Source organism: Streptomyces sp. NPDC023573, assembly GCF_055559735.1.
On the sequence record NZ_JBVHKB010000016.1, the window covers coordinates 15,870 to 35,009 of the forward strand.

A 19,140-nucleotide genomic window follows, 5' to 3' on the forward strand; every position below is an offset into this window, starting at 1 on the left:
GCCGATGAGCGACGCGCCCGCCGCCCCCATGGACCTGACGATCCTCTACCGGGGGCCGCTCGCCTCGTGCGACTACGACTGCCCCTACTGCCCGTTCGCCAAGCGGCGGGACAGCGGTGAACAGCTCAGGTCCGACCGTGCGGCCCTGGAGCGGTTCACCGGGTGGGCTTCCGCACAGACCGGTGACCGCCTGTCGGTGCTGTTCACCCCGTGGGGCGAGGGCCTGGTGCGGTCCTGGTACCGGAAGGCGCTCGTCGAGCTGTCGCGGCTGGAGCACATCGGCCGGGTCGCCATCCAGACCAACCTCAGCGGCCGTACCGGCTGGCTGGCCGGCGCGGACCGGGACAAGGTCGCCCTGTGGTGCACGTACCACCCGGGGCAGACGCCGTACGAGCGGTTTCTCGGCCGGTGCCGGGAGCTGACGGCGCTCGGTGTCCGCTACAGCGTGGGGATCGTCGGTCTCGACGAGCATCTGGAGGAGGCCGGAAGGCTGCGTTCCGCGCTGCCGCCCGAGGTGTATCTCTGGGTCAACGCAGCGGAGGGGCACACCTACACGGACGAACAGGCGGCCCGCTGGACGGCTCTGGATCCACTGTTCGCCTACAGCAGGCACCCGCACCGTTCGGCCGGTCTGCCCTGCCGGACCGGCGAGTCGGTGATCTCGGTGGACGGTGAGGGGACGGTGCGGCGCTGCCACTTCGTCCGTGCCGAGCTGGGCAACCTCTATGACGGCAGCTATCGGAGTGCGCTCCGCCCGCGCGCCTGCCCGCTCGGTGTGTGCGACTGTCACATCGGCTATGTGCACCTGGAGACACTGCCGTTGTACGACGTCTTCGCGGGCGGGGTACTGGAGCGGATACCCGCCCGTCCGGTGCGGGTGTCCGCATCGGACGGGCTCGTTCCGCCGGGGCCGGCCCGGCGTCCGCTCCCCCTGGCCGGCCTCTGAGGACGGGGCACCGGCCGAGCGGTCAGAGCGGCAGCAGGTCGGGGCGCTTGGCCTCGACGTGGTCGCCGGAGGATTCCCCGCGCAGTCGGCGCCCGATCCACGGGACGAGATATTCGCGTGCCCACTGGATGTCGTCGCGGCGGACCTCGAGCGCTCCGCGCTGGGCCTGCGGGGGCCACAGCTGGTCGGGGTCGGCCGGCACCTCCAGGCCGAGGACCTGGGCGGCCCGCAGCGCGACGCGGGTGTGCCCCTCCGCCGAGAGGTGCAGCCGGTCGCTGTCCCATGCCCGCCTGTCCTGCACGGACCGCAGGGACCACAGGTCCAGCACCGGGCAGTCGTAGCGGTCGGCGATGGACCGGACGTGGGCGGTGTACATGGCGATCTTGCCCCGCAGGTGCTTGAGCACGGGGATGCCCCGGGTGTCGAAGCCGGTGGTGACCATGACTGTGCCGACCGCCCGCGTCAGGTCGGCGACCGCACGCTCGAAGCGCTCTGCCACGTCGTCCGGGTCGGAGCCGGGACGGAGGATGTCGTTGCCGCCTGCGCAGAAGCTCACCAGGTCAGGTGCCAGCTGCTTGGCGCGGGGGACCTGTTCCTCGACGATCTGGTCGAGGAGCCGTCCGCGTACGGCGAGATTGGCGTACCGGAAGTTGCCGTGCGTGTCGTCCGCGGGGGCGACCGTCGCGCCGGGGACCGGGAGCTGGTCCGCGAGGAGCACCGCGAGCCGGTCGGCCCAGCCGACGAGCGTCCCGCCGGGGCCGGGGTCTCCGACGCCCTCGGTGAAGCTGTCGCCAATCGCTGCGTACGACCCGATGATGCCTCGTTGTTTGTTTCTCGAATCGTCTGCCACAAGGGCTTATCTTGCACCTTCGATTGTGACCTACGCGACCGTAATAAGGGGTTGACGGGTGGTGAGAAAGACCACCCGGTCAGTTTTTGGTAAAGCCGGAATAAGGAGAGGGGCGGTGCGCACGCGCGCACCGCCCCTCTCCTTCGGCCCTGGGCCGGCAGGTCTCAGATGGAGACGCCGTGCGAGCGCAGGTAGGCGATCGGGTCGACGTCGGAGCCGTAGCTCGGGCCGGTCCGGACCTCGAAGTGGAGGTGCGGGCCGGTGGAGTTGCCGGTGCTGCCGGAGAGGCCGATCTGCTGGCCGCCGGTGACGGTCTGGCCGGCCGAGACCTCGAGCGAGGAGAGGTGGGCGTACTGGGAGTACATGCCGTCGCTGTGCTGGATGACGACCTCGTTGCCGTACGAGCCGCTCCAGCCGGCGGAGACCACGGTGCCAGAGCCGATGGACCGGACGCTGGTGCCGGAGGCCGCCTGGAAGTCGGAGCCGGTGTGGTAGCCGCTGGACCAGCTGGCGCCCGAGGCGCGGTACTGGGTCGTGACGTTGGCGTTCTCGACCGGGGCGGCCCAGCCGGAGCCGGTGCTCTCCTGAGACGCGGAGGAATCGGCGGTCTTCGCCGCCGGAGCGGACGCCTCCTCGGCCGGGGCGGCCTTCTTCTCGGCCGGGGCAACCTTCTTCGGTGCCGACGGGACGGCCTTCTTCGGTGCCGACGGGGCGGACTTGGAGGGCGTGGTCCCGGCGGAGCCGGACGCCTTGGCGCCGAGGGTCAGCTTCATGCCCGGGAGGATCAGGCTGGGGTTCTCGCCGACGACATCGCGGTTGTCCTGGTACAGCTTCTGCCAGCCGCCCTTGATCTTCTGGTCGCCCGCGATCTTCGCCAGGTAGTCACCGGAGACCACCGAGTAGGTCTTCGGGGCGCTCTTCGCGGCGGCCGGGGCGCTGTGCGCGGCGGCGGACTTGGCGGCCGGTGCGGCCTGCTCGGCGGCGTGGGCGCCGGTGGCGCCGATCAGCGGGAGGGCGAGAACGGCGCCGCCGGTCCCTGCGGCGAGGACGCCTCGGGAGATCGGGCCGGTCTTCGTACGACGGTGCTTGCCTTTTGCGGGCATGGGATTTTCCTCTCCGGCGCCTGCGAGGTGAGCTGTCGGGTTCGGACTGGAGATGTCCGGCCGCGCGGTGCGCGACTTCACCCCGAGCCGTACCGGATCCCTCCGGCCGGCGGCTTACCTGGTTCCCCCGCTCCTGCCACACGTGAGTCGGTGCGGATTCCGGGCGGCGGCAGGATTAGGCGTTCCGTCCGGATTGACCGTGACCGTAAGCGAGCCGGGACGTCGCGAACAAGCTGCGGATTCCCGACCGGAATCCGTGCTTCATTTCCGGCACAGAATTCCCGTCACACTCCGTGGATTACGGATCTTGGCTTTCCGCACGGCGTCCGGAATACCCCCCGGAGCCTTCGCCACGCACCGTCACGGATATGATCCCGCTCACCCGCCCCGCCCATCTCCCGCGCAAGCAGGGCATGTTCTGCTAAATGCACCAATACGGACATGACGTAATCGCCGTCCTCCCCTGGAGACCAGGAGCACGGCGACCGGGAAGGTTGCCCGATGCAGCCATGTCGTATCGTCGCGGGCGTGCCCCCGTCGGCGAGCGGCGCCGACGCCCGACACTCCAGGAGCCCTTGTGACGCAGCTGCCAGAGGTCCCGCCGGCCGGCCCCGAGCCGACGGACGTCAGCCTGACCGGTGTCCGCAACTTCCGCGACGTCGGCGGGCTTCCGACCGTCGACGGCGGCACCGTGCGGTACGGCCGCCTCTACCGCAGCGGTCACCTCGCCCACGCCACGGAGGCCGACGCCGCCTTCCTCGCGGGCCTCGGCCTGCACACGGTCTTCGACTTCCGCAACGCGGCGGACCGCAAGCTCGACGGTCTCGACGTGGAGCTGCCCGGCGTCCGGAATGTCAGCATTCCCCTCTCCGACCCGGCGGACGGCGCCGAGTTCTGGCGGCTGGTGCGCGACGGGAACATCCAGCAGCTTCGCTCGATCCTGGCCGACGGCAAGGGGACGGGGCGGATGATCGCCTCGTACCGCTCGATCATCAAGGACCGCACCGCCGAACACAGCCGCGTGCTGCACGCGCTGGCCGAGGACAGCGTGCCGGCGCTGATGCACTGCGCGGCGGGCAAGGACCGGGCGGGCCTGTCGATCGCGGTCTCGCTGCTCGCGGTCGGCGTCGGGAAGGAGGCCATCGAGGCCGACTACCTCAAGTCGAACGACGCGCACCGCCGCTACAAGGTGCGCCGCAGCGACACCTCACCGGTGGGGATGTCCGAAGAGGTGATGGAACTGCTCAACCCACTCTTCGGCGCCCACGCCGAATACCTCGCCGCGGCGTTCGACACCATCGACGAGGTCTGGGGCAGCACGGACCGCTATCTCCTGGAAGGCCTGAAGATCAGCGACGGGACCCGCGCGAAGCTGCGTGAGCGCCTCGTCGAGGGACCGTGACGCCGGCCGTCAGCCTTTCCCTGCCACGGTGAAGAGAAGGAAGAGGAAGGCCGCGATGACGTGCCCGGCCACGAGGTAGGCGAAGAGACGGATCACGACACCGCGGGGCATCCGCCGCTCCTGGGTGTCCTTGCTCTTCGGCCTGCGCGGGGTGAGCGGGTCGTAATACTCCGAATCGGACATGACAGTCCTCTCTTCCGGCCGCTCGGGCCGGGCTGGCGAAGGGGGCGCGCGGTGGGGGTGTGCGGGATCAGAGCCGGTGGATCCCGCTGCCCATACACAGCTCGGCGGCCGGGCTCTGCAGGAGCGTGTGGACGAAGAGCAGTCGCGCCCCACCGGTGTCGGGAGCCGCGATCCGGTGCGGGGTGAGCGAGTCGAAGTGCGCGCTGTCCCCCGGATCGAGGTCGTGCACGGTCTCGCCGAGCACGACCCGCAGCCTCCCGTCCAGGACGTAGAGCCATTCCTCTCCGGGGTGGACGCGCACGAGGTCGCCCTCCACGCCGTACGGGACACGGACGTGCAGCGCCTGCATGGCCCGGCCCGGCCCGCCCGCCTGCCGGTAGAGCCAGCCCCCGGCTTCGGTGGAGCGGGGCGTGCCGGCCGGTGGGCCGCCACGGACGATCGCGTCACGTTCGGGCGGCATCTCACCCAGAAGCTCGGAGACGGTCGTACCGTAGACCCGGGCGAGGCCGAGCAGCATCGGCAGCGAGGGCTGCCTGCGGCCCGTTTCGAGCCGGGAGAGGTGGGCCGGGGAGAGTCCCGCCCGTCCCGCCGCGCTCTCCAGGGTGAGGCCGCGGTTGCGGCGCAGGTCGCGCAGGCGTGGCGCGACCCCCGGGAGCTCGTCGGCCACCCCTCCGTCAGGAGGATTCATGCCTCCATTGGGCCAGAATATTTCCTCTGAGGCAAATTATTTGCCTCAGAGGCAAATCAGCGGTTGGCCACGGCCTGCTTCACCAGTGTCCTGCCGAAGTCCCACATCAGCCCGCCGCCGCTGTGCGCGTCGTCCATGACAGCGGTGAAGGCGGTGACGAATCGGTCGACCTCGGGCTCCCCGATGACCAGCGGCGGGATCAGCTTGATCACTTCCAGGTGATCACCGGAGACCTGGGTGAGGATCCGGTGCTTCTGGAGCAGCGGCACGACCACCATCTGGGCGAAGAGCCCCTTGCGGGCGGCCTGCAGCATCGTCCAGCGGCTGCGGAGCTTGAGTGAGGAGGGCCGGCCGAACTCGATGCCGATCATCAGGCCCCGGCCGCGCACCTCGTGCAGCAGCTCGTAACGGCCGACGAGCGCGGCGAGCCGCTCGCGCAGCAGATCACCGGTGCGACGGGCGTTCGCGACGGTCTCCTCCTGCTCCATCACCGCGAGGACGGCGAGCCCGGCCGCCATGGCCTGGGCGTTGGAGCCGAAGCTCGCGGAGTGGACGAGGACCCGGTCCATCGAGGAGTAGACGCGCTTGAAGATCCAGTCCTTGCCGAGCGTAGCCCCGACCGGGACGTATCCGCCGGAGAGCGCCTTGGCGACACAGAGCAGGTCGGGTTCGACGCCCTCCTCGTGCTGGTACGCGTAGAAGTCGCCGGTCCTGCCGAGCCCGGTCTGCACCTCGTCGGCGATGAGCACGGCCTTGTGCCGGTGCAGCAGCTCCTGTGCCCCGCGCAGGAAGCCGGGTGGGGAGGCGTGGACTCCCTTGCCCTGGATCGGCTCCACGACCAGCCCGGCCACGTCGCCGCGCTTCAGCTCGCGCCGCAGTGCGTCGAGGTCTCCGAGCGCGATGGCCGTGTCGGGCAGGAGCGGTGCGAATCCGTCGCGGAAGCCCTTCTCGCCGTTGACGGAGAGCGAGCCGGTGGTCAGTCCGTGGAAGGCGTGGTCGCAGTAGAGGATCCGCGGCTTGCCGGTGGCGTAGCGGGCGAACTTCAGCGCGGTCTCGACCGCCTCCGTACCGCTGTTCCCGAAGAACACGCGGTCGAGGTGCGGGCTGTGTGCCAGCAGCTTCTCGGCCAGCAGTCCGGGCAGCGGCTGGCAGTCGAAGCGGGTGAGGTCGGCCAGCGAGGCGTCCAGGACGTCGTGGAGCGCCTGGCGTACGACGGGGTGGTGCCTGCCGAGCCCCATCACGCCGAAGCCGGCGAGCATGTCGAGGTAGTCGTTGCCCTCCGCGTCCCAGAAGTGAGCGCCCTCGGCCCGCTCGTAGACCTTGTCGAAACCGAGGGTGTGAAGCATCCGCGGCAGCTGGTGGTTGAGGTGCCGGGTGTGCAGCTCGTAGCGTTCGGCCCCCCGTTCCCCGAGGAGCCGCGTCAGATCGAAGCCCGGCTGTTCGTCCTTCATGCCCCGTACTCCTTCGGCACGTTCCGCTCTCCCAATGCCGTGCGGCGCTCCAGCGCCGCGCTGACGCTTCCGGCGATCTCCACCGGAGTGAGTCCGATCCGGGCGAGTACCTCACCGCGCCCGGCGTGCGCGAGGAACTGCTCGGGGATGCCGAACGTCCGCAGCGGTACGTCGACGCCGGCGTCCCGCAGGGCCTGCCCGACGGCCCAGCCGACCCCGCCCGACCGGCTGTTGTCCTCGACGACCGCCACCATCCGGTGCTGCGCCGCGAGCGCGGGCAGCTGCTCGTCGACCGGTTTGACCCAGCGCGGGTCGACGACCGTGCAGCGGATTCCGGATCCGGCGAGCAGGTCGGCGGCCTGGAGACAGACCGGGGCCAGCACGCCGACGGCCACCAGCAGGACGTCAGGGCCGGGGGCCCGGTGCAGGACGTCCATCCCGCCGATCCTCCCGACGGCCGCGACCGGCTCCCCCACGGACTCCTTGGGGAACCGGATCACGGTCGGCGCGTCGTCGACGTCGACGGCCTCGCGCAGCTGCTCACGCAGTCGGTCGGCGTCGCGCGGGGCCGCGATCCGCAGCCCCGGGACGACCTGGAGCACCGACATGTCCCACATGCCGTTGTGCGAGGGGCCGTCGGCCCCGGTGACGCCGGCCCGGTCCAGCACGAAGGTCACCCCGCACCGGTGAAGGGCGACGTCCATCAGCAGCTGGTCGAAGGCCCGGTTGAGGAAGGTCGCGTAGACGGCGACGACCGGGTGCAGGCCTCCCGTGGCCAGCCCCGCGGCGGAGACCGCCGCATGCTGCTCGGCGATCCCGACGTCCCAGATCCGGTCGGGGAACTCCTCCGCGAAGCGGGTCAGCCCGACCGGATGCAGCATCGCCGCGGTGATCGCGACGACGTCCGGACGCTCGGCGCCGATCTCCGCGATCTCGTCGCCGAACACCGATGTCCAGGAGGGCGCGGCGGGCACGACCAGGGGTTCGCAGGTCAGCGGGTCCATCCTGCCGACGGTGTGGAAGCGGTCGGCGTCATCGGCCAGGGCGGGCGCGAAGCCACGGCCCTTCTCGGTGATGCAGTGCACCAGCACCGGGCCGTGGAAGCGCTTGGCCCGGTGCAGCGCGGACTCCACCGCCGCGGTGTCGTGTCCGTCCACCGGGCCGATGTACTTCAGGCCCAGGTCCTCGAACATGCCCTGCGGAGCGAAGGTGTCCTTGAAGCCCTTCTTCGCGCCGTGCAGCGACCCGTACAGCGGCCGGCCGATGACCGGTGTCTGCTGGAGCACCCCCTTGCCCCAGGACAGGAAGCGCTCGTAGCCGTCGGTGGTGCGGAGGGTGGCGAGATGGCCGGCGAGCCCCCCGATGGTCGGGGCGTACGAGCGTTCGTTGTCGTTCACCACGATGATCAGCGGGCGGTCCCCGGCCGCGGCGATGTTGTTGAGCGCCTCCCAGGCCATCCCGCCGGTGAGGGCCCCGTCGCCGATGACCGCCACGACGTGGCGCACACGGCCCAGCACCTCGTCGGCCTTGGCGAGACCGTCGGCCCAGCCGAGCACGGTGGAGGCGTGGGAGTTCTCGATGACGTCGTGCTCGGACTCCTCGCGGGAGGGGTAGCCGGAGAGGCCGCCCTCGCCGCGCAGTTCGGAGAAGTCCTGCCGCCCGGTCAGCAGCTTGTGGACGTAACTCTGGTGCCCGGTGTCCCACAGGATCCGGTCCACCGGCGAGTCGAAGACCCGGTGCAGGGCGATGGTGAGTTCGACCACCCCGAGGTTGGGGCCGAGATGGCCGCCCGTCCTCGCTACCGCCCGGATGAGGAACGCCCTGATCTCCTCGGCGAGTTCACCGAGTTCCGGTCGGCTCAGCGCCCTGAGGTCCTGCGGTGCCTTGATGGAATCCAGCAGCGTCACGCCCGGGCCCCTCTCTCTGCTCCTGCTGTCGGCTCACGGTCACGGCGGCGATCCCGGTGGGTCTCGTCCCCCGCACCGGCACCGGCGCGTCCCCCGCCGGCCGCCGCCGCCCCGGCCCGGACGCGCCGCGAGGGGCGGCGCACCGCGAGAGGCCGGGCCGGCGGCTGTTCACGACGTCACCGGTTCCCGCCGATCGTCTCCCGTGCCGCCCGCAGGGATTCCTTGAGCGATCCCATGGTGGCGAGCACCGCGGTGGGCTCGTAGCCGCAGTGCGCCATGCAGTTGGCGCAGCGCGGGTCCTTGCCGCGGCCGTACTTGTCCCAGTCGGTGTCCTCGATGAGCTCCCGGTAGGTGGGCACGTACCCGTCGCTCATCAGGTAGCAGGGCCGCTGCCATCCGAAGAGCGAGTAGTTGGGGATCGCCCAGGCCGTACAGGGGAAGTCGGCCTTGCCCTCCAGGAAGTCGAGGAAGAGCGGGGAGTGGTTGAGCCTCCACCGGCTGCGGTTGCCTCCCGCGAAGGACTTCTTGAAGAGCTCCCGGGTCTGCTCGACGCCCAGGAAGTGCTCCTGGTCCGGGGCCTTCTCGTAGGCGTAGGCGGGCGAGATCATCATCTCGTCGACCTTCATCTCGTCGTTGAGGAAGTTCAGCACCTCGATGACGGTCTGCGGGGTGTCGGTGTTGAAGAAGGTCGAGTTGGTCGTGACCCGGAAGCCGCGCCGCTTGGCCTCCTTCATCGCCTCCACCGCTTCGGCGAAGACGCCCTCCTTGGCGACGGACTCGTCGTGCCGCTCGCGCAGCCCGTCGATGTGCACGGCGAAGGCGAAGTAGGGCGACGGGGTGAACTTGTCGAGCTTCTTACGCATCAGCATGGCATTGGTGCAGAGGAACACGTATTTCCTCTTCGCCACCAACTGGCGCACGATCTCGTCGATCTGGGGGTGCATCAGCGGCTCGCCACCGGCGATGGAGACCATCGGAGCGCCTGATTCGAGCACCGCCCCGACCGCCTGGGCGACCGGCATGCGCTGCTTGAGCACACCGGCCGGATGCTGGATCTTCCCACAGCCCTCGCACGCCAGATTGCAGGCGAACAAGGGCTCCAATTCGACGATCAGCGGGAATTTCTCACGCTTGCGGAGCTTCTGTTCGAAGAGATACGTCGCAACCTTGATGGACTGACGGAGCGGCATGGCCATCTGGGCTCACCTCCTGGGGAGCAGCAAAGATCGGTGCCATTCATGGAAAGCCGGAAGGACAGCACGAAGAACACGGAATGCCGATATTCCACCGCGGACCGTGCCGATGCGGACGAGCTCATGCTCCGGAGCGTCCACGACCACCCGTACGGCGGCAACGGGGCGTGGCCCCGTCCGTACGGCGGTGCGGAGGGTGGCGGCGGACTCCATGTCCACCGCGATGGCGCCGGTGGCCCGGAGCGAGGCACGCTCCGGCCCCCGGACCACATGCGCGGAGCCGTTCAGCGGGCCCGTGTGGACGGTGCGTCCGGGCGCCGCTCTGACCAGTGCGTCGACCAGGAGGCCGGTGGCCGTGCAGGGGGTGGTGCCGGCGTGGTCCCGGGTCTCCTCGGCCACCACCAGATCGCCCGGGTGCATGCCGGGTTCCAGGCCGGCGCAGAAGCCGGAGGCGATGACCGCGGCGCCTTGTGCGCCGTCCTGTCCCAGGGCGAGCCGGACGGCGTTCTCCGCGGCCCTGGGGCCCATCCCGGACCTGATGATGCTCACGGGCCCGGGGCCCGGGGCTCCGCCCCTCCTTCCGGTACGCAGGGCGAAGCGCTCGATGCCGAGGGCGCAGGCGATCAGCAGCGGCGTGGCGGGGCCGGGCGGTTCCTGTGGAGCCCCCATCGGCTCAGGCCCCCTTGCCGATGCCGGCGCCGATGCCGGCAGCGGTGGCGAAGGGGTCCCCGTAGACGTACCGGCCGAGTGCGGTGAGGGGGAACACCTGCCGGTACAGGTGGTAGTTGATGGAGAAGTCCCACGGGAAACCGGTCCCGGTGAAGTGCGGTTCGTCCCAGGACCCGTCCGGCTGCTGGGTCTCGGCCAGCCAGGCCACGCCCCGTTCCACGGATCTGCTCTCCCGCTCTCCCGCGGCCAGGAGGGCGAGAAGCGCCCACGCGGTCTGGGAGGCGGTCGAGGTGCCGTGGCCGATCCACTTGTCCTCACGGTAGGACCGCAGGTCCTCGCCCCAGCCTCCGTCGTCGTTCTGGACGGACTTCACCCATTCGACGGCCCGCCGCACCGAGGGATGGGCGGCCGGCAGTCCGGCGGCGATGAGCGCGGGCACCACGGAGCCTGTGCCGTAGATGTAGTTGACGCCCCACCGCCCGAACCACGCGCCGGTCGCCTCCTGTTCGGCGAGGAGCCACTCGACGCCGCGCCGGGTACGGGGGTCGTGCGCCCGTCCCTCGACAGCGAGCATCTCCACCACGTGTCCGGTGACATCGGCCGACGGGGGGTCGATGACCTCGCCGAAGTCGCAGAACGGAAGCCGGTTGGGGAACGGGCTCGTGTTGTCCGCGTCGAAGGCCCCCCAGGCACCGTTGCGTGACTGCATGCCGAGGTTCCATCGCACGCCGCGTGCGATGGCCGCCTCGATCCTTGAGGGGTCGGGGTGGCGGACACGGCGCAGCGCCAGGACGACTTCGGCGGTGTCGTCGATGTCCGGGTAGTTGTCGTTGTGGAACTCGAACGCCCAGCCGCCCGGGGCCAGTTCGGGCTTGCGTACGGACCAGTCGCCGGGCCGCACGATCTCCTCGCCGAGCATCCAGTCGGCCGCTCTCACGAGAGCCGGATGGTCCGGGCTCACCCCCGCGTCGGCGAGGGCGATGGTGGCGAGGCAGGTGTCCCAGACCGGGGACTGACAGGCCTCGATCATGCGGGCGCCGTCCTCACGCCACACGGTGAACCGGTCGAGCGACTCGAGCCCGGCCCGCATCACCGGATGGTCGAGGTCGTAGCCGAGCAGGTGCAGGGCGATGACGGAGTAGACCGCGGGGGGCTGGATACCACCCCAGCAGCCGTCGTTCTCCTGGCGTTCGATGATCCAGCGGGCGGCGGCGTTCATGGCGCTGCGCCGCAGCCTGCGGGGGGCCACCTTGTGGTAGAGGTGCAGCGCCCGGTCGAGCCGCTGGAACACTCCGTCCCAACTGGCGGCCGGAGCGGCGGGCTTGGGCGGCCGGGGGCACGCCGGGTCGGTGTGCAGCTCGTCCAGGGCGAACGGGGCGGGACGCACGGGCCGCTTCGCGGACACGATGGTGAGCGGCACGATGGTCTGGCGGGCCCAGCAGCCGAAGTCGTAGATGTTGAGCGGGACCCACTTCGGGAAGAACATCAGCTCGGGCGGGAGTTCGGGCAGGTCGTCCCACTTCCACCAGCCGAAGAGCGCGAGCCAGATCCGGGTGAAGACCCGGGACTCCGCGATGCCCCCCTGCTCCCTGACCCAGCCCGCCGCGCGGATCATGTGGGGGTCGTCCGGCAGATCGCCGGCCAGCCTCAGCGCGACGTACGCCTCGATGGTGGCGGAGAGGTCGGGCGGCCCCTCGTAGAAGGTGTTCCAGGTGCCGTCGCCCATCTGCTCGCCCCGGATGAAGCGGGCGGCGGCCTTGACGGTGTCCGGGTCCTGGATGCCCAGGAACTGACGGAGCAGCAGGTCCTCGGCGTCCATGGTGACGTTGGTGGCGAGGTCTCCCTTCCACCAGCCCTGTTCGTCCTGCCTGCCGAGGAGGTGCTCCACCGAGCGTTCCGCGGCCTGTCGCGCGACGGCCAGGATGTCGTCCGCGGTGTTGGTCGATTCGGTCGGATCGCTGGCCGAGGCCGCGCGGAGGTTCGCGGCCCCGGTGCTTCCGTCGGTCGTCGCTGTCATGGCTTCCCCTTCGTGCAGTTTGGTCCTCTGCTGTGCTGGGGTCTCCGTCGGCGGGCGCCCCGTGGGGCGCCCGCCGGCGACTGCGAGTCATATCTGGATGGTCATCATCTCTTTCGTACGACCACGAAGTCGGCGAGCTCGGTGAGCTGCGCCCGCACTCGTTCCGGCATGTCGACGCCGTGCAGCGCCTCGATGGCTACCGCGTGCTGACGGCGGGCTTCCTGGGCGGTCCACTCACGGCCGCCCGCCTCCTCGATGAGTGCCGCACGGGCGGCGAACTCCTCTTCGGAGAAGCTGTCGAAGTCGTTGCTCTTCGCGTCGGCGGCGAGCAGTTCGCCCAGCCGTTCCGAGGCGGGTCCGCCCGCGGCGAGCGCGGCCACGACGGGCAGGGACTTCTTGCGCTGGCGCAGATCGCTCCACGTCTGCTTGCCCGTGGACTCCGGGTCGCCCCAGATCCCGAGCAGGTCGTCGACCGCCTGGAAGGCGAGGCCGAGGTGGTAGCCGTACGCCTCCAGGACGTCGGCCGTACGGTCGTCGGCTCCGCCGAGCACGGCGCCGATGGAGACGGCGCAGGCGAGCAGGGCGCCCGTCTTGTTGCCCTCCATCTCCAGGCACTCCTCGACCGTGACCCGCTCGCGGTGCTCGTAGGAGATGTCCTGGGCCTGACCGTCGATCAGCTTGCGGCTGGCCGTGGTCAGCCGGCGGGCGGCCCGGCCGGCCTCGACGGTGCCGAGCTCCAGCAGAATCTCGTTGGCCAGCGCGAAGAGCGCGTCGCCGACGAGGATCGCCTGGGCGGGGCCGTGCACCTTCCACACGGTGTCACGGTGCCGGCGCTGCTCGTCGCCGTCCATCAGGTCGTCGTGCAACAGCGAGAAGTTGTGCACGAGTTCGACAGCTACGGCTCCGGGAATGCCGGCCTCCGCCGGGGCGCCCGCCGCTTCGGCGGACAGCAGGGCCAGCGCGGGACGCACGGCCTTGCCTCCGTCGCCGTCGGCGGGCCTGCCCTGGGCATCGATCCAGCCGAAGTGATAGGCCGCGACGGTGTCCATGGGCGGCGCCAGCCGGTCCACGGCAGCTCGCAGCACCGGCGCTGACAGGGCCCTTCCGCGCTCCAGAAGCGCGGTGACGTCCGTGGTGTCCGCCACGGTGTCGTAAGCCGGATTCGCCGGGGTCACAGACTCTCCTCTTGTTCCGGTGGTACTGCTCATGCCGCCTCCTGCAGCGGATGTTCGTGTGGCCGGCCGAGGGCCTGGAGCGCGGCGTCCGCGGCAATGGAACCACTGCGGACGGCACCCTCCATCGTGGCGGGCCAGCCGGTGGCGGTCCATGCTCCCGCCAGGTGCAGCCCGGGCACGCGGGTGTGCGTGCCCGGCCGCAGGCGACCCACGCCCGGCGTGGGCGCGAAGGTCGCGGTGCGTTCCCGGGTGACGAAGAAGTCGCGGATCCCGGCTCCCCGCGCCGCCGGGAGGAGCCGTTCCAGCTCGGGCAGGTACCGCTTGCGCAGTTCGGCGACGGGCAGGTCGATCTCGTCCTGCGCCGCGGACTGGGACACCGCGAGGTACTGTCCCGCGCCCTGGAGTCCCGAGGACGCCGTGCGGTCGAAGACCCACTGCACGGGTGAGCCGAGGGCGGCGAAGAAAGGCCTGCGCAGCACCTTGCGGTCGTAGACGACGTGCACGTTGAGGATCGGTGCGTCGGTCAGGCCGAGCAGCCGGCCGGGGTCGTCGAGCGCGCCGTCGGGCAGCAGCCGGTGGGTCTCCCCCTGCGGCACGGCGAGGACGACGGTGTCCGCCTCGAAGAGTTCGCCGTCGGTCCCGACGGCCCAGCGGCCGTCCTCAACACGGGTGAGGGAGCCGGCCCGGGTGCGCACATGGATCTCGACGCCCGCCGACTCGAGCGCCTTGCGGGCGAGGGTGTCGTGGAGGTCCCCGAGCGGCACGGCCGCCCAGCCGATGTCGGCGGCGCCCGGCTCGGAGAGGAGCCCCGTCTTGAAGACCATGGCGGCCAGCGCCATGGAGGCGTTCGGCGCGGTGGCGTTGAGCGTGGCGACGCCGACGAGGTCCCAGAGGGCCTCGATGGTGCGCTGCGACTGTCCCTGCCGGCGCAGCCAGGTCGCGAAGTCGATGCCGTCGAGCGCGGGGTCGGCGGGGTCGAGACGGCCCAGCGCCAGTGCGGCGCGGGCGACGCCCGCCTTCTCCGCGAGCGAGAGGTGCGGATAGGCGGCCAGCCCGCCGGCGAGGTGCAGCGGCACGGGCAGCCCGGTGCGGCGCAACCGTCCCAGGCGCGGTCCTGCGGGCCGGCCCACGTCGAGTACGGGCACGTCGAGGCGGTCCTGCAGCGGGGCGAGGTGGGCCCCTTCGATCCGGTCCAGGAACCAGCGGTAGCCCGTGCAGCAGCGGAGGTAGACGTGCTGGCCGTTGTCGACGGACAGGTCGCCGCGCCGGAAGGAGAAGGCGAGACCGCCGAGCCGGGGCCGGCCTTCGAGCAGGGTCACGTCAAGCCCCGCGTCGGCGAGACGCAGCGCCGAGGTGACGCCCGCGAGTCCGCCGCCGACGACCACTGCCCGGGAGGACCGGGGGTTCCGGCCGGTCATGCCTGCTCCCTTCGCCGTACAGTCGCAGACAGGGACGCACCGCGACGCCTTGGGGTTGCCCGTCCCCGGACCCGGACCGGACCCGTCATCAGACCCTCCCCCTCGCCGTCCGGCGTGAGATGTAACGCGCGTCGAGACCCGACAGGCCGCGCACCGCAACGTACGCCTTCTCATGGCCGGGCAGCGAGACCCTGCCGCGCAGGACCGCCTCGGGATCGCGTTCGATCCGGTCGAGGAGCCGGCGGTAGATGCCGGCCATGGCGGCCACACAGGCACCACTGCGCCGGTCCAGCATCGGCAGCAGCCGGTAGCCCTCGGCGAACAGCGCACGGGCACGCCGGACCTCGAAGTGCACCAGCCCGGCGAAGTCGGACCCGGGGGGCGGGGTGGCCCGGTGGAAGCCGGCGGAACAGCCGAACTTCGCGAGGTCGTCGGCGGGGAGGTACGTACGCCCGTTGCCGGCGTCCTCGCGGACGTCGCGCAGGATGTTGGTGAGCTGGAGCGCGAGACCGAGGGTGTCGGCGTACTCCGAGGCCCGTTCGGCACCGGGCGCGCCCGCCTCCGCCCCGAAGACGCCCAGGCTGAGCCGCCCGATGGCACCCGCGACGCACCGGCAGTACGCCTTGAGGTCGTCCCAGGTCTCGTACGTCGCCCCGCGCACGTCCATCAGTACGCCGTCGATGAGCTCGTCGAGACCGCCGAGCGGCAGCGGGAACCGGTGCGCGGCGTCGGCCAGGGCGACCGCGACCGGGTCGGTGTCGTCCTCGTCGACCGCGTTGTCCCGGATCCGGACGAGCAGTCCCCGGGTGTCCTCCAGCCGGGTGCGCTTCGTCTCCGCGTCCAGTTCGCCGTCGCCGATGTCGTCGACCCGACGGGAGAAGGCGTACAACGCCGACATGGCCTGCCGCTTCTCGTACGGCAGCAGTCGGATGCCGTACGCGAAGTTGCGGGCCTGCTGTCCGGTCACGGCCTCGCAGTAGCTGTACGCGGCCTGTACCGGTGCCGACATGTACGTCGTCTGTCCCTCCACGGTCCGGTTCACCCCTCTCTGTGCGCTCTTCGCAGGACGTCTCCCACTTCGCGCAGCAGTCTGGGCGCGGTGGGTTTGGGCGGTCCGGGCAGTACGTCGAAACCGGCGGCGGCGACCGCATCCAGGGCGGCGCGTCCTCCGCCGACGAATCCGGCGAGCAGCAGCTTGAGCCGGCCGTGGACGCTGCCCACCAGCGGGAGCCCCTCGTCCAGCAGGTCACGGGCGCGCTCCGCCTCGAACGCGATCAGCGTGCGCACAGCCGCGCCCGCGGACGGTGCCGCGAGGTCGCGTTCGCCGACATGGAAGCGGGCCATGTCCTCGGCGGGCAGATAGATCCGGTCGCGGCCGAGGTCCTCGGCGACGTCCTGGAGGTGCTCGGCGATCTGCAGCGCGGTGCAGACGGCGTCGGAGCGGCGGATCCTCTCGGGGCTCGCGGTGCCGGTGATCTGCAGGACGAGGCGGCCGACGGGGTTGGCGGAGAGCTCGCAGTAGGCCAGCAGGTCCTCGTAGCTCCCGTAGCGGCGGACCTTCTGGTCCTGCCGGTTCGCCTCGACGAGCCCGAGGAAGGGCTCGGGGGTGAGCGCGCAGCGCCGCACGGTGGGGCGCAGGGCGCGCATCAGGGGGTGGTGCGGGCCGTCGCCTGTGGACCCGAAGACGCGGTACAGATCGGCTTCGAGTGCGTCCAGGACGGCGAGGCGGTCCTCGGCCTGTCCGGGTTCGAGGCCGAGGTGGCGGGCGTCGGCGCCGCCGGGAGCCAGGTCGCCGTCACCGATGTCGTCGACGAGGCGGGCGAATCCGTAGACCGCCATCAGGTCGTCGCGCCATGCGCGGGGCAGGAAGAAGGGGGCCACGGGGAAGTTCTCGCCGGCGGCCTTGTCGAGCGTGGCGGTGGCGGCGTCGGCGCGCGCCCGCTGGGTACGAGTCACTGCGTACCGCCCGACGCGGGGACGGCGAAACCACGTCGGAGCTGGAGATTTTCCATCATTGCCGTCATATCTCCCGTTCTACACTGCTGACCCAAAACATCCCTTTTCGGACACGCCGCTCGTCCGGCCGAGTGCGACACGCACAGAACGGGCGATGCGCGGGGGCGTATCACCCCACATAGCCGCGAATCAGCACCGTTACAGCTTACGTTGTACAGCTCACAGGACCGCGCCGGGGTGCAGCACGCCTTCGTGCAACGCATCGGCCGCCGTCAACCTTCCCCGGATCCTGAGCAGTTGACGTCATCCGCCGGGAGGAGATCCACCCGGGCGCCTACCGCCCCCGCAGGTCCGCCCGCGCGGGCCCGCACACCGTACGGCCCCCGCCGAGGCGCTCCGGCGGGGGCCGCACGACGCGACGGGTCTACTTGCCCGTCTCCCGCTCGTAGGCCTTCAGCACCTCTTCGGTGGGGCCGTCCATCAGGAGCTCGCCCTTCTCCAGCCACAGGACCCGGTCGCAGGTGTCCCTGATGGTCTTGTTGTTGTGGCTGACCAGGAAGACGGTGCCGGCCTCCTTGCGCAGCTCGCGGATCCGCTCCTCGGAACGGACCCGGAACTTCCGGTCACCGGTGGCCAGCGCCTCGTCGATCATGAGGACGTCGTGGTTCTTCGCGGCCGCGATGGAGAAGCGCAGCCTGGCCGCCATGCCGGACGAGTACGTCCGCATGGGCAGCGTGATGAAGTCGCCCTTCTCGTTGATCCCGGAGAAGTCCACGATGTCCGCATACCGCGCGCGGATCTCCTCGCGGCTCATGCCCATGGCGAGGCCGCCGAGCACGACGTTGCGCTCACCGGTCAGATCGCTCATCAGGGCCGCGTTGACACCGAGCAGCGACGGCTGCCCGTCGGTGTACACCTTGCCGTGCTCCGTCGGCAGCAGGCCGGCGATGGCCCGCAGCAGGGTGGACTTGCCGGAACCGTTGGTGCCGATGAGGCCGATGGCCTGGCCCCGGTAGGCGGTGAAGGAGACGCCCCGCACGGCGTGCACCTTGCGCACGCCGCGCGGTTCGCCCTTGCCACGGCGCATGATCCGGCTCAGCGCGGCGGTGGCGCTCCCCTTGCCGCCACCCGTGCCGTTGACCCTGTACACGATGTGCACGTCGTCCGCGATCACGGTGGGGATGTGTCCCTGGGACTTTTCCTCAGCCACGGCCGTACCGTTCCTCTGCCTTCCAGAAGTACACGAAGCCCACGACGCCCACCACGAGCGCCCAGGCGAGCCCGACGGCCCAGACGTGCTGCGGCAGGTTCTCCGAGCCGTAGCCGTCGATCAGTGCGAAGCGGACCAGGTCCATGTAGACGGCCGCCGGGTTGTACTGCAGTACGTCGGCGATCCACTGCGGCTTGTCCGCCAGCATCACGGGAATCGAGAACATGACGCCCGAGGCGTACATCCAGGTACGCATCACGAACGGCATCAGCTGGGCGAGGTCCGGTGTCTTGCTGCCCAGCCGTGCCATCACGAGCGCCAGGCCGGTGTTGAAGAGGAACTGCATGGCCAGCGCCGGGATGACGAGCAGCCACGAGAGCGCCGGATAGCTGCCGAAGCCCACCGCCACGGCGATCAGCACGATCATCGAGTACAGCAACTGCTGGAGCTGTTGCAGCGAGAACGAGACGGGCAGCGACGCCCGGGGGAAGTGCAGCGCCCTGACCAGGCCGAGGTTGCCGGAGATGGAGCGCACCCCCGCCATGACCGAGCTCTGGGTGAACGTGAAGACGAAGACACCCGTCACCAGGAACGGGATGAAGACCTCCTGGGTCATCCCCTTCCGGGTGCCCAGGATCAGCCCGAAGATCAGGAAGTAGACCAGGGCGTTCAGCAGCGGCGTGGCGACCTGCCACAGCTGGCCGAGCTTGGCCTGGCTGTACTGCGCGGTCAGCTTCGCCCTCGAGAACGCCAGGATGAAATGCCGACGGCCCCAGAGCTGCCGGATGTACGCGAACAGCCCTGGCCGGGCGCCGCTTACCGTCAAGCCGTACTTGTCGGCCAGCTGGGACGCGCTCAGTCCCTCGTCGGCGGACGGCGGGCTGCTCAGCGCAATCCCGCCGTCATGGGTCGTGTCACTCACAGTTAAGAACTCTCGTCTTCACAATGCGCAGCCGGTCGCGGGCGCGGCCT

General features: G+C 70.6%; 17 protein-coding genes and 1 riboswitch. Of the genes, 2 read left to right on the forward strand and 15 right to left on the reverse strand.

The features are described 5' to 3' along the window. The first annotated feature begins 28 nt into the window (after positions 1-28). Positions 29-946, forward strand: coding sequence for an STM4011 family radical SAM protein (locus tag ACZ32T_RS34070; protein WP_467371380.1), 918 nt, complete (start codon positions 29-31; stop codon positions 944-946). A 22-nt stretch (positions 947-968) separates the two neighbouring features. Here ACZ32T_RS34070 and ACZ32T_RS34075 read toward each other — a convergent pair whose 3' ends face one another. Then, on the reverse strand, positions 969-1,796 hold the full coding sequence (locus tag ACZ32T_RS34075; RefSeq protein WP_467273598.1) for an SGNH/GDSL hydrolase family protein: 828 nt from the start codon (positions 1,794-1,796) through the stop codon (positions 969-971). Positions 1,797-1,960: 164 nt separating this feature from the next. Further along, a complete protein-coding gene (locus ACZ32T_RS34080; protein WP_467371279.1) occupies positions 1,961-2,899 on the reverse strand; it encodes a M23 family metallopeptidase in 939 nt (312 codons plus the stop codon). A 2-nt stretch (positions 2,900-2,901) separates the two neighbouring features. Further along, positions 2,902-3,062, reverse strand: a riboswitch (cyclic di-AMP (ydaO/yuaA leader). 414 nt (positions 3,063-3,476) lie between these two features. Here ACZ32T_RS34080 and ACZ32T_RS34085 point away from each other — a divergent pair. Beyond that, complete coding sequence (locus ACZ32T_RS34085) at positions 3,477-4,301, forward strand: tyrosine-protein phosphatase (RefSeq protein WP_467371281.1); 825 nt, start codon at positions 3,477-3,479, stop codon at positions 4,299-4,301. A 9-nt stretch (positions 4,302-4,310) separates the two neighbouring features. On the opposite strand, the gene ACZ32T_RS34090 is transcribed toward ACZ32T_RS34085, so the two are convergent. The 13 genes from ACZ32T_RS34090 to ACZ32T_RS34150 form a co-directional block, all read right to left on the reverse strand. Beyond that, positions 4,311-4,484 carry a DUF6126 family protein gene (locus tag ACZ32T_RS34090; RefSeq protein WP_365935457.1) on the reverse strand — a complete coding sequence of 58 codons (174 nt, stop codon included), beginning with the start codon at positions 4,482-4,484 and terminating at the stop codon, positions 4,311-4,313. Positions 4,485-4,551: 67 nt separating this feature from the next. Beyond that, positions 4,552-5,172, reverse strand: a complete 621-nt coding sequence (locus ACZ32T_RS34095) for a helix-turn-helix domain-containing protein (protein ID WP_467273428.1) — start codon at positions 5,170-5,172, stop codon at positions 4,552-4,554. Between the two features lie 56 nt (positions 5,173-5,228). Then, a complete protein-coding gene (locus tag ACZ32T_RS34100; RefSeq protein WP_467371283.1) occupies positions 5,229-6,623 on the reverse strand; it encodes an aspartate aminotransferase family protein in 1,395 nt (464 codons plus the stop codon). Next, positions 6,620-8,530 carry a 1-deoxy-D-xylulose-5-phosphate synthase gene (dxs, locus tag ACZ32T_RS34105; RefSeq protein WP_467371285.1) on the reverse strand — a complete coding sequence of 637 codons (1,911 nt, stop codon included), beginning with the start codon at positions 8,528-8,530 and terminating at the stop codon, positions 6,620-6,622. The genes ACZ32T_RS34100 and dxs overlap by 4 nt, the downstream gene beginning before the upstream one ends. Positions 8,531-8,706: 176 nt before the next feature. Next, positions 8,707-9,726, reverse strand: a complete 1,020-nt coding sequence (gene hpnH, locus ACZ32T_RS34110) for an adenosyl-hopene transferase HpnH (protein ID WP_467371287.1) — start codon at positions 9,724-9,726, stop codon at positions 8,707-8,709. A gap of 6 nt (positions 9,727-9,732) precedes the next feature. Further along, the gene (locus tag ACZ32T_RS34115) at positions 9,733-10,392 is read right to left on the reverse strand and encodes a phosphorylase family protein (RefSeq protein ID WP_467371289.1); all 660 of its coding nucleotides are present in this window, start codon (positions 10,390-10,392) and stop codon (positions 9,733-9,735) included. Between the two features lie 4 nt (positions 10,393-10,396). Next, the gene (gene shc, locus ACZ32T_RS34120) at positions 10,397-12,409 is read right to left on the reverse strand and encodes a squalene--hopene cyclase (protein WP_467371291.1); all 2,013 of its coding nucleotides are present in this window, start codon (positions 12,407-12,409) and stop codon (positions 10,397-10,399) included. A gap of 104 nt (positions 12,410-12,513) precedes the next feature. After that, positions 12,514-13,617: a polyprenyl synthetase family protein gene (locus ACZ32T_RS34125; protein WP_398966268.1), complete on the reverse strand. Its 1,104-nt coding sequence runs from the start codon at positions 13,615-13,617 to the stop codon at positions 12,514-12,516. Continuing rightward, positions 13,614-15,002: a hydroxysqualene dehydroxylase HpnE gene (gene hpnE / locus ACZ32T_RS34130; protein WP_467371293.1), complete on the reverse strand. Its 1,389-nt coding sequence runs from the start codon at positions 15,000-15,002 to the stop codon at positions 13,614-13,616. The genes ACZ32T_RS34125 and hpnE overlap by 4 nt, the downstream gene beginning before the upstream one ends. A gap of 88 nt (positions 15,003-15,090) precedes the next feature. Then, positions 15,091-16,011, reverse strand: a complete 921-nt coding sequence (hpnD, locus tag ACZ32T_RS34135; RefSeq protein WP_356715844.1) for a presqualene diphosphate synthase HpnD — start codon at positions 16,009-16,011, stop codon at positions 15,091-15,093. Positions 16,012-16,040: 29 nt separating this feature from the next. Beyond that, the gene (gene hpnC / locus ACZ32T_RS34140; RefSeq protein ID WP_467273422.1) at positions 16,041-16,958 is read right to left on the reverse strand and encodes a squalene synthase HpnC; all 918 of its coding nucleotides are present in this window, start codon (positions 16,956-16,958) and stop codon (positions 16,041-16,043) included. A 424-nt stretch (positions 16,959-17,382) separates the two neighbouring features. Then, a complete protein-coding gene (locus ACZ32T_RS34145; RefSeq protein ID WP_467273421.1) occupies positions 17,383-18,168 on the reverse strand; it encodes an ABC transporter ATP-binding protein in 786 nt (261 codons plus the stop codon). Beyond that, the gene (locus ACZ32T_RS34150) at positions 18,161-19,090 is read right to left on the reverse strand and encodes an ABC transporter permease (protein WP_467273420.1); all 930 of its coding nucleotides are present in this window, start codon (positions 19,088-19,090) and stop codon (positions 18,161-18,163) included. The genes ACZ32T_RS34145 and ACZ32T_RS34150 overlap by 8 nt, the downstream gene beginning before the upstream one ends. Positions 19,091-19,140 lie beyond the last annotated feature (50 nt).

Excerpts from the sequence above, each read along its gene's own strand:
- ACZ32T_RS34070 (WP_467371380.1), top strand. The coding sequence starts at position 29 with ATGGACCTGACGATCCTCTACCGGGGGCCGCTCGCCTCGTGCGACTAC.
- ACZ32T_RS34080 (WP_467371279.1), bottom strand. The coding sequence starts at position 2,899 with ATGCCCGCAAAAGGCAAGCACCGTCGTACGAAGACCGGCCCGATCTCC.
- ACZ32T_RS34090 (WP_365935457.1), bottom strand. The coding sequence starts at position 4,484 with ATGTCCGATTCGGAGTATTACGACCCGCTCACCCCGCGCAGGCCGAAG.
- ACZ32T_RS34095 (WP_467273428.1), bottom strand. The coding sequence starts at position 5,172 with ATGAATCCTCCTGACGGAGGGGTGGCCGACGAGCTCCCGGGGGTCGCG.
- ACZ32T_RS34100 (WP_467371283.1), bottom strand. The coding sequence starts at position 6,623 with ATGAAGGACGAACAGCCGGGCTTCGATCTGACGCGGCTCCTCGGGGAA.
- hpnH (WP_467371287.1), bottom strand. The coding sequence starts at position 9,726 with ATGGCCATGCCGCTCCGTCAGTCCATCAAGGTTGCGACGTATCTCTTC.
- ACZ32T_RS34115 (WP_467371289.1), bottom strand. The coding sequence starts at position 10,392 with ATGGGGGCTCCACAGGAACCGCCCGGCCCCGCCACGCCGCTGCTGATC.
- shc (WP_467371291.1), bottom strand. The coding sequence starts at position 12,409 with ATGACAGCGACGACCGACGGAAGCACCGGGGCCGCGAACCTCCGCGCG.
- ACZ32T_RS34125 (WP_398966268.1), bottom strand. The coding sequence starts at position 13,617 with ATGAGCAGTACCACCGGAACAAGAGGAGAGTCTGTGACCCCGGCGAAT.
- hpnE (WP_467371293.1), bottom strand. The coding sequence starts at position 15,002 with ATGACCGGCCGGAACCCCCGGTCCTCCCGGGCAGTGGTCGTCGGCGGC.
- hpnD (WP_356715844.1), bottom strand. The coding sequence starts at position 16,011 with ATGTCGGCACCGGTACAGGCCGCGTACAGCTACTGCGAGGCCGTGACC.